The sequence below is a fragment of the Mycobacterium asiaticum genome (genome assembly GCF_001668675.1).
GTDB classification, from domain to species: domain Bacteria; phylum Actinomycetota; class Actinomycetes; order Mycobacteriales; family Mycobacteriaceae; genus Mycobacterium; species Mycobacterium asiaticum_D.
This window is the reverse complement of record NZ_LZKQ01000295.1, coordinates 1-12,148: the sequence shown is the minus strand read 5'-3', so window position 1 is coordinate 12,148 and position 12,148 is coordinate 1. Positions and strand designations below refer to the sequence as shown.

At 68.2% G+C, this 12,148-nt stretch carries 14 protein-coding genes; 7 read left to right on the top strand and 7 right to left on the bottom strand.

Features of this window, described 5'->3' with window-relative positions; genetic code table 11:
• Positions 1 to 124 precede the first annotated feature (124 nt).
• Together A9X01_RS24570 and A9X01_RS24565 are read right to left on the bottom strand one after the other, a co-directional pair.
• Positions 125 to 1,339: an Rv3212 family protein gene (locus tag A9X01_RS24570; protein WP_065123214.1), complete on the bottom strand. Its 1,215-nt coding sequence runs from the start codon at positions 1,337 to 1,339 to the stop codon at positions 125 to 127.
• Between the two features lie 17 nt (positions 1,340 to 1,356).
• A complete protein-coding gene (locus tag A9X01_RS24565; protein ID WP_065123213.1) occupies positions 1,357 to 2,886 on the bottom strand; it encodes a DEAD/DEAH box helicase in 1,530 nt (509 codons plus the stop codon).
• Between the two features lie 259 nt (positions 2,887 to 3,145).
• On the opposite strand from A9X01_RS24565, the gene A9X01_RS24560 reads away from it, so the two are divergent.
• Positions 3,146 to 3,865: a ferritin-like fold-containing protein gene (locus A9X01_RS24560; RefSeq protein ID WP_065123212.1), complete on the top strand. Its 720-nt coding sequence runs from the start codon at positions 3,146 to 3,148 to the stop codon at positions 3,863 to 3,865.
• Position 3,866: 1 nt separating this feature from the next.
• Here A9X01_RS24560 and A9X01_RS29540 read toward each other — a convergent pair whose 3' ends face one another.
• Positions 3,867 to 4,622: an MmpS family transport accessory protein gene (locus tag A9X01_RS29540; RefSeq protein ID WP_081282618.1), complete on the bottom strand. Its 756-nt coding sequence runs from the start codon at positions 4,620 to 4,622 to the stop codon at positions 3,867 to 3,869.
• 183 nt (positions 4,623 to 4,805) lie between these two features.
• On the opposite strand from A9X01_RS29540, the gene A9X01_RS24545 reads away from it, so the two are divergent.
• Positions 4,806 to 5,054 (top strand): DUF3107 domain-containing protein, encoded by a 249-nt coding sequence (locus A9X01_RS24545; RefSeq protein ID WP_036353382.1) that lies wholly within the window; start codon positions 4,806 to 4,808, stop codon positions 5,052 to 5,054.
• A 4-nt stretch (positions 5,055 to 5,058) separates the two neighbouring features.
• Here the strand turns inward: A9X01_RS24545 and fasR are convergent, their stop codons facing one another.
• The gene (gene fasR / locus A9X01_RS24540) at positions 5,059 to 5,745 is read right to left on the bottom strand and encodes an HTH-type transcriptional activator FasR (RefSeq protein ID WP_065035325.1); all 687 of its coding nucleotides are present in this window, start codon (positions 5,743 to 5,745) and stop codon (positions 5,059 to 5,061) included.
• A gap of 183 nt (positions 5,746 to 5,928) precedes the next feature.
• On the opposite strand from fasR, the gene A9X01_RS24535 reads away from it, so the two are divergent.
• Together A9X01_RS24535 and moeZ are read left to right on the top strand one after the other, a co-directional pair.
• The gene (locus A9X01_RS24535; protein ID WP_065123211.1) at positions 5,929 to 6,963 is read left to right on the top strand and encodes a DUF3152 domain-containing protein; all 1,035 of its coding nucleotides are present in this window, start codon (positions 5,929 to 5,931) and stop codon (positions 6,961 to 6,963) included.
• Between the two features lie 90 nt (positions 6,964 to 7,053).
• Positions 7,054 to 8,226 carry an adenylyltransferase/sulfurtransferase MoeZ gene (gene moeZ / locus A9X01_RS24530; protein WP_065123210.1) on the top strand — a complete coding sequence of 391 codons (1,173 nt, stop codon included), beginning with the start codon at positions 7,054 to 7,056 and terminating at the stop codon, positions 8,224 to 8,226.
• Between the two features lie 41 nt (positions 8,227 to 8,267).
• On the opposite strand, the gene A9X01_RS24525 is transcribed toward moeZ, so the two are convergent.
• Entirely contained in the window at positions 8,268 to 8,705 is a 438-nt protein-coding gene (locus A9X01_RS24525) for an ArsI/CadI family heavy metal resistance metalloenzyme (RefSeq protein ID WP_065123209.1), read from the bottom strand.
• Between the two features lie 93 nt (positions 8,706 to 8,798).
• On the opposite strand from A9X01_RS24525, the gene A9X01_RS24520 reads away from it, so the two are divergent.
• Complete coding sequence (locus A9X01_RS24520; RefSeq protein WP_065123208.1) at positions 8,799 to 9,158, top strand: Rv2640c family ArsR-like transcriptional regulator; 360 nt, start codon at positions 8,799 to 8,801, stop codon at positions 9,156 to 9,158.
• Between the two features lie 108 nt (positions 9,159 to 9,266).
• Positions 9,267 to 10,121, top strand: a complete 855-nt coding sequence (locus A9X01_RS24515) for a TIGR02569 family protein (RefSeq protein ID WP_065123207.1) — start codon at positions 9,267 to 9,269, stop codon at positions 10,119 to 10,121.
• Here A9X01_RS24515 and A9X01_RS24510 read toward each other — a convergent pair.
• Together A9X01_RS24510 and A9X01_RS24505 are read right to left on the bottom strand one after the other, a co-directional pair.
• A complete protein-coding gene (locus tag A9X01_RS24510) occupies positions 10,118 to 10,426 on the bottom strand; it encodes an MGMT family protein (protein WP_065123206.1) in 309 nt (102 codons plus the stop codon). The genes A9X01_RS24515 and A9X01_RS24510 overlap by 4 nt on opposite strands.
• Complete coding sequence (locus A9X01_RS24505; protein WP_065123215.1) at positions 10,414 to 11,202, bottom strand: alpha/beta fold hydrolase; 789 nt, start codon at positions 11,200 to 11,202, stop codon at positions 10,414 to 10,416. Before A9X01_RS24505 ends, A9X01_RS24510 begins: the two co-directional genes overlap by 13 nt.
• Positions 11,203 to 11,267: 65 nt before the next feature.
• Between A9X01_RS24505 and A9X01_RS24500 the strand changes: the two genes are divergently transcribed.
• The coding region (locus A9X01_RS24500; protein ID WP_155772264.1) for a UvrD-helicase domain-containing protein at positions 11,268 to 12,148 on the top strand (881 nt) is incomplete at its 3' end.

The window sequence follows — 12,148 nt, the reverse complement described above, 5'->3', positions numbered from 1 at the left end:
CCGGGGCCCGGCGCCGCGGTTACCCGTTGTTGTTGCGGCCCCCCCCGCCCCCCCCCCCCCCCGCGGGGGGGGGGGGGGGGGGGGGCGGGCTGCTCGCGCAACCTACGCAACCTACGCAACCTAGTCAGCCAAGGGCTACCACGGTGTCGCCGCGCTGCTCGATCACCCGCGAACCCGCCACCACCGGGATCACCGGCGAACTGCTGGGCTGCCGCTGCACCGGGATGAACCGGCTGGATTCGCCGCTGACCGGGTCGTACACCCCGATCGCATTGGTCACCGGCACCAGCAACTGGCCGGCCATCATCACCCCGGGGCCCAGCGGCGCCGCGGTCTCGCCTGCGGCGATGGTGTAGCGCTGGTTCAGGGTGCTCGCGTCGAACACCAGCAGCGAGTCGCCGGTCCACCAGGTGACCAGGCTTCCGCTCTGGGACACAACGCCCGATTCGGACGGCGGCCCGGGCAACAGCGTGCTGGACACCGTCGTGCCGGTCTCGTCGACCACATCGACGCGTGGCTTCGGGGTGGGCAGGTACACCGCGGTCCTGCTCTGCGCCACCGCCAGGACCCGGGCCCCGGTGCCGGGCCGCACCCCGCCCTCCTGGACCGCCTGTTGCTGAGGTTCGTCGTCCTCCTTCCCCGGACGCAGCAGGATCAGTCGCAGGTCGGCCTGGTTCGCGCACGTCTCGAGCACCGCCACCGCCGACGAACTGGCGGCGGCCGATTCCAGCTTGCAGCCCGAGTGCAGGCCACGGTTGACCGGTTTGACCCGGGCGTCGGTCTCGCCGTAGGCCATCATCCGGACCATGTCCGAACGCCACATCTCCAGCCGGGTGTTGCCGGCCGACAATACGGTCGTGCCGTCGGTGGACAGGCGCACCTGCGGGTCGGCGTAGCTGCTGCGGGAGGGCCCGCGCCGTCCGGTAGAGCCGTCGATGGTGCTGACCTGACCGCAGCCGCGGCCGTCCCGATAGACGGCGACGGTGTAGCGGTAAACCCACGTCACACCGCACAGATCGGTGTCCCGCGAGTAACTCCACAACACCTGGCCGGTGCCCGGGTCGCGTCCCTGCACCTCGCGGCCCACGGCCGTCGTGACCGTCCCGCCCACCGCGACTGGAACCCGGGTGCCCGGGCTCGGGGCCGTCCACAGCTGGTGCAGCTCGGCCGGAACGTCACGAGCCTGAATGGGGACGGGCGCGGGGGACGCCGCGGGCCGGCTGATGGTGGCCCGGGAGTCGCTGGTCCACCAGATCAGAGCCGCCACGACCGCGACAACGACCGCGATCGTCGCGGCGGCCACGATGTCGGCCTTGGTGCGGCGTTCGGGTCGGACCATTCGATGAGTATGGCCGCTCAGTTGGCCGGCGCGGCAGCCTCGGCCGGCTTGCGACGACGCCGGCGACGGCGCGTGCCGTTGCCGGCCGCGGGACCGGAACCGGAGTTAGCGGCCGTCCCCGCCTCGGGGGCGCCGTCACTGGCCACCGCCGCGCCGGCGGGATGCCCGGTGACGGGCTTGCCGCCGCGGGTGCGCTTGCGTGGCTTGCTACGTCGTGCGGCGCGCTCGGTGGCGCCGCCGCTGCTGCTGGTGCCGCTGCTGGCTTCGCGCCGCTTGGCCGGAGCCTTACGGGGCGCCCCGACGTTGCCGGTTGCTTCGGCCGGGATGGACAGCTCTTCGTAGAGGTGCGGCGAGCTGGAGTAGGTTTCGGACGGATCCGGCGAGCCCAGACCCAGTGCCTTGTCGATCATCGCCCAGCGTTCCAGTTCGTCCCAGTCGACCAGCGTGACCGCGATGCCGGTGCGCCCGGCGCGGCCGGTGCGTCCGATGCGGTGGACGTACATCTTCTCGTCCTCGGGGCACTGGTAGTTGATGACGTGGGTGATGTCGTCGATGTCGATGCCGCGGGCGGCGACGTCGGTGGCGACCAGCACGTTCACCTCGCCGGCGCGAAACGCTTTGAGCGCCTTCTCGCGGGCGATCTGCCCGAGGTCACCGTGCACTGCGCCGACGGCGAAGCCGCGCTCGTTCAGGTCGTCGGCCACCTTCTGGGCGGTGCGCTTGGTGCGCGTGAAGATCATCGTCGCGCCGCGGCCCTCGGCCTGCAGGATCCGGCTGACGAGTTCCACCTTGTCCAGCGCGTGGGCGCGGTAGACGAACTGCTTGGTGGTGTCATGCACGGCCAGCGAGTGCGGCGCCTCGGCACGGATGTGGGTGGGCTGGACCATGAAGGTACGGGCGAGCGTGATGATCGGGTCGGGCATGGTCGCCGAGAACAGCATCGACTGACGGTCGGCGGGGATCTGCCGCAGGATGCGTTCGATGTCCGGCAGGAAGCCCAGGTCCAGCATCTCGTCGGCTTCGTCGAGTACCAGCACCGACAATCCGCCCAGCTGCAGGTGTCCCTGCTGGCAGAGGTCGAGCAACCGGCCCGGGGTGCCCACGACGACGTCGACGCCCTTGTGCAGCGCGTCGATCTGCGGCTCGTAGGCCCGGCCGCCGTAGATGGAGATCACCGACAGCGGACGTTGCCCGCCGTCTTCCTGGTCAGCGGTGAGGTACTTGGCCGCGGTGGCCAGGTCGCCGGTGACCTGCAGGCACAGCTCGCGGGTGGGCACCACGATCAGGGCCCGCGGGGCGCCGGTCAGCGGCCGCGTCGCGGTCTCGGAGGTGATGCGCTGCAGCAGCGGCACCCCGAACCCGAAGGTCTTGCCCATGCCGGTGCGGGCCTGGCCGATCACGTCCTCGCCGGCGAGCGCGAGGGGCAGGGTGAGTTCTTGGATAGCAAACGGAGTCTCGATGCCCTTCTCGGCCAGGGCGCGAACAATCTCGTCGCGGACGCCGAGGCTGGCAAAGGTCAATCCAGTGGTGCTTTTGAGTGCGGTCATACGCGGGGGGTGGGCCTTTCAATGGTGACGTAGTCGAAATTGCGTCGGTACTTCTGTGTCGCGGTTCTCGCGCGCACGGTGTCCGACTCCGATTACGTCGCCGAGGCCTGCTGCCGCTTCCCTAGGGCGGGGGGCGGGCCTAGCGTGCACGCACATTTCTTCGGCGGTGGCAGCACAGATTCAGCCACTACCGTTGCCCATCATAGCTGGTCGTCGGCGGGCACCGGTTGCTTCCTCGCTTGCCTACTACAGTGTTGCCATGACTTCGCCCTCGTCCGGGCCCTCATCCGCCGACGCAGCAGCCGACCAGGAGGCGGATTCGCCCAGGCCACGGCTACCGGCGGATCATCCCGGCATCAACGAATTCTTCGCTTTGCTCGCCTATGGCGAGGTGGCCGCTTTCTACCGGTTGACCGACGAGGCGCGGATGGCACCGGACCTGCGGGGCCGGATCTCGATGGCCAGCATCGCCGCCGCCGAGATGGGCCACTATGAGCTGCTGCGCGACGCGTTGGAAAGTCGCGGCGTGGACGTCGTCTCGGCCATGTCGAAGTACGTGTCGGCGCTGGAGAATTACCACCGGCTGACCATGCCCAGCACCTGGCTGGAAGCCCTGGTCAAGACCTACGTCGCCGACGCGCTGGCCGCCGACCTGTACCTGGAGATCGCCGGCGGGCTGCCCGACGAGGTGGCAGACGTGGTGCGGGAGGCGTTGTCGGAGACCGGGCACTCGCAGTTCGTCGTCGCCGAGGTGCGTGCCGCCGTCACGGCCAGTGGCAAGCAGCGCAGCCGGCTGGCCTTGTGGGCTCGTCGGCTGCTCGGCGAGGCGATCACGCAGGCCCAGTTCCTGCTCGCCGATCATGACGAGCTGGTCGATCTGGTGGTCTCCGGCACCGGCGGGCTCGGCCAGATCAGTACGTTCTTCGATCGGCTGCAGGAGACCCACAACCAGCGCATGCGCGAACTGGGTCTGGGCTGATCTAGCGGGTGCAGGTCGCCAGCGATGTGTTGTTGGTGGACGCTTTGACCAGCTGACCCTGTCCGTTGACGATCGAGCAGTTCAGCTGGCTGAGCAGGCTCGTGGCGATCACCGATTCGGTCTGCACGCCCGGGTTGAGCACCACCACTTTGGTCCACGGCAGCGCGACGTTGAACTCGGTGACCGGGAAGCCCCGGGCATCGGTGTAGGCGATGTTGACCAGGTCGAAGAGCTGCTTTGTCCCGGTGACGCTGTAGACCACGGTCCGCGGGCTCAGCGCCGCGCCCGGGGGAGCGGCCGTTGGCGCAGGTGCCGCGGTGGGGAGGCGAGTGGGCGCGTTGCCCGGTGTCAGCGTCGTGACGGTTTCCGGCGGCAGCGGCCGCGTGACGCCGGGGGTTGTGCTGGGCGCCGTGGCGGACGGCGACATGCTGGGCTGACTGGTCCTGGGCGTGGCCGACGGCGTGGTCGACATGGTCGGGGTCATCGCCGGGCGGGGCGGCAGCACGGTCGCCTTGGTGGTGGCGCTGTCGCCGCTGTTGATGATCACCGCGGTCGCGATCGCGCCGATCGCGATGAGTGCGCCGACGAACAGCGCGACCGGGCGCCAGCGGCGATCCGCCGGCCAGGCCCATTCGTCGGTGTCATCCCAGCCGTCGTAGCCGTCGTCCGCATAGCCGTCGTCCGCGTATGCGTCATCGTCCGGGTAGTCCTCGAACTCCCGGACGCCGTCGTAGAGGGTGTTACGTGTGGTACTGATGATGCCGATGGTAATGACGCGGATCGGCCGCTTCCGGTCACGCGCAAGGGTTACACCGAATCGTGATGGGTTCGTTCGCTAACCGCGAAGTGGCCTCTGGGGGCAGGGCGCAGTGCGGCGGGTCGGCTTCCACTAGCCTGCTGCTACAGACGCCTGCGACGGAACACCAACGGAAGGGGCCCCGTGGAGGTCAAGATCGGTATCACCCAGAGTGCGCGCGAGCTGGTGTTTTCCAGTTCGCAGACACCGAGTGAAGTGGAAGAACTCGTCGCCGCCGCGCTTCGTGAGGACGCAGGCCTGTTGAGTCTGACCGACGAGCGCGGGCGCCGTTACCTGGTCAGCGCCGCCAAGATCGCCTACGTCGAGATCGGCGCCGCCGACGCGCGCCGGGTCGGCTTCGGGATCGGCGCGGAAACCGCCGCCCGCGCCTGACGGGTTAGTTACGGGCGAGCGGCACGTGCGACAGGCCGCCCCAGGCGAACTGCACGGTGCCTTCGACGGCGTCTGACTTCGAGATCGGGCGATCGGAGTCCAGCCAGTACCGGGCGCTGTCGACGCTCATGCCGACCAGCCCGACCGCGATCATTCGCGCCCGGTGCGGATCCAGCCCCGAATCCTCGGCAATCAGCGCGAAGACCGCGTCGATGCAGGATTCGGTGGCCACCCGCACCTGCGCGGCGACCTCGGGTTCGGTGACGTAATCGTTCTCGAAGATCAGCCGGTAGCCCTGGCTGTCGTGCTCGATGAAGTCGAAGAACGCTTGCACCGCGGAGTGCAGCCGCTGCCGGTTGTCGGTGGTGCGGCCCAGGGCCTGCTGCACGCCGCTCACCAGGTTTTCGACATGCCGGTTCAGCACCGCCAGATAGAGCTCTAACTTGCTGGAAAAGTGCTGGTAGAGAACGGGTTTGCTGACGCCGGCCCGGTCGGCGATCTCGTCCATTCCCGCGGCGTGGTAGCCGCTCTCGACGAAGACGTCACTGGCGACCACCAGCAGCTGGCCGCGACGCTCATCGCGGGGCAACCGGTTGCCGCGTCGGTTCGAGGGCGGCGCTCCTTCGATCGGGCGCACACCGGCGGGCGATCGGACGGCACGTCGCTGCGCCGCCTTGGCAAGATCGCTCATCGGTCCTCAATCTGATCGCTGCGGTTTCGCGGCCAGTTGTCATCCCCGCGGCCGCGCTTTCGATCGCCATGACATTACTACCTGGGGCTGGCAAAGGGCTGTTATCCGGTCCGAACTGCTGGTATCGCGTTTTTCGGGCGCGCCAGGGCTGGCTGGCCCGAGTCGCTGTGCGATCCTGGAAAAATGACATCTCCGCGCCCTTCGCACGGCACCGGCCGGTCACCGGTGCTGCGTGACGACTGGCGGGAACCGCTGCGGGCCCAGCGTGATCCGCTCGGGCAGAGCGCGGGACGGGCGCGGGCTGATCGTGATCGGCCGCGCCAGTGGCGCAAGCAATCGTGGCTGGGACGGTTCGTGTCGACGTACGGCTGGCGGGCTTACGCGCTGCCGCTGCTCACGGTGCTGACGTTGGTGGTGGCTTACCAGACGGTGACCGGGGCCAGCACGCCCAAGCCGGCCGCGCACTCGATCCACAAGGACCCGCCCACCATCGGGGCGGTGGGCACGTCGATCATCGACACCCCGCCCCGGGGCCTCGTCGCGTTCGATGCGAACCTGCCGGCCGGAACGCTGCCCGACGGCGGACCGTTTACCGAGGCCGGCGAAAAGACCTACCGGGTGATCCCGGGCGGGACGCCGCAGATCGGTCAGGGCACCGGCAAGGTGTTCCGGTACACCATCGAGATCGAGAACGGCCTGGACCCGGTCAATTACGGCGGCGACAGCGCCTTCGCCCAGATGGTCGACCAGACGCTGGCCAACCCGAAGGGCTGGACGCACAACCCGCAGTTCGCCTTCATCCGCATCGACGGCACCACTGGTGTCAAGCCGGATTTCCGCCTCTCCCTGGTGTCGCCGGTGAGTGTGCGGGAGGGCTGCGGCTACGAATTCCGTCTCGAAACGTCTTGCTACAACCCGGCGTTCGGGGCGGACCGGCAGGCGCGGGTGTTCGTCAACGAGGCACGCTGGATCCGCGGCGCCGTACCGTTCGAAGGTGATGTCGGCTCCTACCGTCAGTACGTGGTCAACCACGAGGTCGGCCACGCCATCGGGTATGTGCGCCATGAACCTTGCGATCAGCAAGGGGGCCTGGCGCCGGTGATGATGCAGCAGACGTTCTCCACCGCCAACGACGATGGCGCCAAGTTCGACCCCGACCAGGTCAAGGCGGACGGCAAGATCTGCCGGTTCAACCCCTGGCCGTACCCGATCGCTTAGGGCGAGCAGACGCTCAAGCCCCCGGTTTCGTGCCGAAACGGGGGCTTGAGCGTCTGCTCGCGGGTGTACCGGATCGCCTAACCTCGTGTTGTGACACCATCGCTGCCGCCGCTGGTCGCGCCTGCGGCCTCGCTCACGCGCGAAGAAGTGGCCCGCTACAGTCGCCACCTCATCCTTCCGGAGCTGGGTCTGGACGGGCAGCAGCGGCTGAAGAATGCGCGGGTATTGGTGATCGGCGCCGGTGGGCTGGGGGCGCCGACGTTGTTGTACCTGGCCGCCGCGGGTGTTGGCACGCTCGGGATCGTCGATTTCGACGTCGTTGATGAGTCCAACCTGCAGCGCCAGATCATTCATGGTGTCGCCGATATCGGGCGGCCCAAGGCGCAGTCGGCCCGTGATTCGATCGCGGCGATCAACCCGCTGGTCGAGGTGCGTCTGCATGAAGTTCGGCTCGGGCCCGACAACGCGGTGGAGTTGTTCTCCGGTTACGACCTGATTCTGGATGGCACCGACAATTTCGCCACCCGTTATCTGGTCAACGACGCGGCGGTGCTGGCCGGCAAGCCGTACGTGTGGGGATCGATCTTCCGCTTCGAGGGCCAAATCTCGGTGTTCTGGGAGGACGCCCCCGATGGCCGGGGCCTCAATTACCGCGACCTGTATCCCGAGCCGCCGCCGCCGGGGTTGGTGCCGTCGTGTGCCGAAGGCGGTGTGCTGGGCATCATCTGCGCGTCGGTCGCCTCGGTGATGGGTACTGAAGCCATCAAGCTGATCACCGGGCTCGGCGATTCGCTGCTGGGCCGGTTGATGATCTATGACGCTCTCGAGATGAGTTACCGCACGATCGGGATCCGCAAGGACCCGTCGACGCCCCAAATCACCGAACTCGTCGACTACGACGACTTCTGCGGTGTGGTGCCTGACGACGACCGGCCGGCCGGGTCTGCCATCACCCCGCGGGAACTGCGGGCCATGCTGGAATCGGGCAACCCGCCGGTCTTGATCGACGTCCGGGAGCAGGCCGAGTGGGACATCGTGCACATCGAGGGCGCCCAGCTGATCCCGAAGGGGCTGTTCACTTCCGGGGAAGCGCTGGCGAAGTTGCCGCACGACCGGACCGCGGTCCTGTACTGCAAGACCGGCGTGCGCTCGGCCGAGGCGCTGGCCGCGGTCAAGCGGGCCGGGTTCTCTGATGCGGTGCACCTGCAGGGGGGAATAACCGCCTGGGCCAAGCAAATGCAGCCCGACATGGTGCTGTACTGATCCTCCGTAATTCCGTCTCGGTGTCTGTCATACGGTGTCTGTCATACCGCTTGCGCGGTGTCGGCACAGCACACGGCGCCGCCGTCGTCGGTGCCCTTGCCCGCGTCGAAGGTGTCCGAGTCCGCCAACACCGTGTAGACCTCCCAGCGCTCATTGCCGGGTCCGGTCACCCAAACCTTGTCTTGTTTCGCAAAGCAGCACGTTGTACCGATTTCCTCCTCGGTGAACATGCCTGCAGAAGTCAGGCGGGCGATCTCGTCGTGCACCGCCTCGCTGGAGCCGACCTCGACGCCCAGGTGATTGACGGTGCCGCCACGACCGGGATTCTCGAGCAGCACCAGTTTCAATGGGGGATCCGAGACGGCGAAGTTGGCGTATCCGGGTTTGACTTTGGCGGGTTCGGTCCGGAAAAGCTTGGAGTAAAACACGATCGCTGCGTCTAGATCATCGACGTTGAGCGCGAGCTGTATGCGTGACACCGGAAGCCCTAACTTGTGAGACATATATCGAAGTAATGCACCTCAGCATGCCACCTTTTTGATATATGTCAAACTCTGTGTCAAAATCGCGTCGTGCCTAAAGCATTGCCAATGATCGACACGACCGCGCCCGTGTGTTGCGCCCCATTGGCATCGGGCCCCTTGAGCGACGAGGACGCGTTGCAGGTTGCGGTGCGCCTGAAGGCTCTGGCCGACCCAGTGCGCGTCAAGCTCGTGTCCTACCTGTTCGGCTCGCCTGCCGGTGAAGAGATCTCGGGGGACTTGGCGGCAGTGCTGAATTTGAGCGAATCGACGATCAGTCATCACCTGACTCAGCTCCGCAAGGCCGGCCTGGTGGTCTCGGATCGTAGGGGCATGAACGTGTTTCATCGAGTCCGCGCGGACGCGCTGCAGGCCTTGTGCGTTGCACTGGACCCGAACTGCTGCCGCTGACCTGCGCCACCGGGACGGGGCGGTGACACCCTGGGCCGCATATCTCGATTGTCGTACGCGTCAGCGCGTCGTGCTGATGCGCAAATCAGCTCTACTAGGCTGGTCCCCGTGACTGTCGAGCCGCCGCCCGAGCACGTGCTGGCGGCGTTTGGTTTGACCGGTGTGCAACCCGCCCCGCTCGGCGCCGCCTGGGAAGGCGGCTGGCGATGCGGCGAAGTGGTGCTGTCGATGGTGGCCGACAACGCGCGCGCCACCTGGTCGGCCCGGGTCCGAGAAACTTTGTTCGTCGACGGCGTGCGCCTAGCCCGGCCGGTCCGGTCGACCGACGGCCGGTACGTGGTGTCGGGCTGGCGGGCAGACACGTTCGTGGCCGGCGCACCCGAACCTCGACACGACGAGGTCGTCTCGGCCGCGGTGCGCCTGCACGAGGCCACCGGCAAGCTGGAGCGGCCGCGGTTCCTTACGCAAGGACCCACCGCGCCCTGGGGTGACGTCGACGTATTCATCGCGGCAGACCGTGCCGCCTGGGAGGAGCGGCCGCTGCAGTCGATCCCGCCCGGGGCGCGCACCGCGCCTGCCACCGCGGATGCCGAGCGGTCGGTCGAGTTGATCAATCAGCTTGCGACACTGCGCAAACCAACCCGCAGCCCCAATCAGCTGGTGCACGGCGATCTCTACGGCACGGTGCTTTTCGCGGGCACGGCACCGCCGGGCATCACCGACATCACGCCATACTGGCGGCCTGCATCCTGGGCGGCGGGGGTGGTCGTCGTCGACGCCCTGTCCTGGGGGGAGGCAGACGACGGCCTCATCGAGCGGTGGAACGCGTTGCCCGAATGGTCACAGATGTTGTTGCGCGCGTTGATGTTCCGCTTGGCGGTGCACGCGCTTCACCCGAGGTCCACGGCCGAGGCGTTTCCCGGTCTGGCCCGCACCGCGGCGCTGGTACGGCTGATCCTCTAGTCGTTCGGCCCGAACTCGTAGCGAACTTCGTCGAGCGCGATTCTGCCGTCGCTGGCCAGCACTCCTTCGGCGCGCAGCAGTTCCAACTGCCGGGACGTGAGGTGTTGGGCCGGTCGGCCCGATGCGGTGATGACCCGGTGCCAGGGCAGGTCGGCGGAATCGGTGCGCATGATCCAGCCGACGATGCGCGGGCTGGAAAGCCCTGCCACCGCGGCGATGTCGCCGTACGTCGACACCCTGCCGGCCGGGATGGCTGCGACCAGCGAGCGGACCCGCTCGATCTGCTCGTCGGTCACCTGCGCCATTGGCATCGCTTGCGAATCAGGGCGGCGACGTCGTCGGGCTTGGCGTGCGGCACCATGTGATCGCACTCGTAGTCGAGCAGTTCGAAATCGTCGCCCAGCCGATCCCGCAGACCGGTGATCAGCCGCTCCCCGACGTAGGGCGGCGAGGTCCACTTGGCCCGCACCAGTGTGGTCGGCACCCCGGCGGGCGGCAGCACGATCTCCCGGGCCAGCTCGCTCCAATACGACATCATCGCGGGCAAACTGATGCGCCACCCGTATCGCCCGTTGGGCAGCGCGATCAGATGCTCATCCAGATCCGCGTCCAACGCCGCAGGGTCGACGTCGGCCCAGGAGCCCGCCGCCTTCTCCTGTCGGGCCTCGGCGCGGTCGGGATAGTCCGGGTTGGCGAACATCGCCTCGGCGATCTGCGCCATCCAGCCCCCGTCCAGCCCGATGGCGGGGTCCAGCAACAACAACGACGCCACCAGATCGGGACGGGCGGCGGCCAGGTGCAGCCCGAGCGCGCCGCCGAAGGAATGGCCCACGACGTGCACCGGTGCCTGTGCCTCGTCCTCGAGCAGTGCACTCAGTGCCGACACGTTCGACTCGATGGTCCATGGTGCGGCCCAGGTGGACCGGCCATGCCCGATCAGATCGGGTGCCGCGAGGGCGATTTCGGGCACGTAGTCGGCGAAGTGCTGCCAGCGCTGGCCGTGGCCGGTCAGCCCGTGCAGCGCCAGCACTTGCGGTGGGCCGGGTGGACCGAAGTGGTGCACGTGTAGGGCGGCTGTCACGGGGTCGATCATGCCATCGCGCTGGTCAAGGCAACTTGTCAGAGGTGCGTGGTTGCATGCCCGGTATGTCGATGACCTGGGGCGCCGAGGCGGAGAAGGTTCTGCAACCCGGTCTGGGTGGGGTCGTGCGTATCCTGGGCGGCCCGGGGACCGGTAAGAGCAGCCTGCTCGTCGAGGCCGCGGTCGGTCGCATCGCCGCGGGTGCGGATCCGGAATCGGTTCTGCTGCTCACGGGTTCGGGCCGCATCGGCATGCGGCAGCGCAGCGCATTGACCACGGCTTTGCTGCGTTCGAGTGGCGGTCGGTCCGCGGTGCGTGAGCCGTTGGTGCGCACCCTGCACAGCTATGCCTATGCGGTGCTTCGCCGGTCGGCCGAACGCGCCGGTGACCCACCGCCACGCCTGCTCACCGGCGCCGAGCACGACGCGATCATCCGGGAACTGCTGGCCGGTGATCTGGCGGACGGACCGGCCGCCGGATCGTGCTGGCCGGCGCACTTGCTGCCGGCGCTGAGCACCGCGGGATTCGCCAACGAGCTGCGAAACCTGTTGGCGCGCTGTGCCGAACGCGGAATTGACCCACAGGAGCTGGAGCGCCTGGGTCGCCGCTGTGACCGCCCGGACTGGGCGGCGGCTGGACGCTTCGCCCGACAGTACGAGCAGGTGATGTTGCTGCGCGCGGCGGTCGGCACGGCGGCCCCGCAGGCGACCGCCCCGGCGTTGGCCGCCGCCGAACTGGTCGGGGCGGCATTGGAGGCGCTGGCGGTCGATCCTGAACTGCTCGCCGCCGAGCGGGCCCGGGGCCGGGTGCTCCTGGTCGACGACGCTCAACAACTCGATCCGCAGGCGGCGCAACTGATCCGGGTGCTGGCATCCGGCGCCGACGTCGCTCTGATCGCCGGTGATCCCAATCAGGCGGTGTTCGGTTTCCGCGGCGGTGAGGCGGC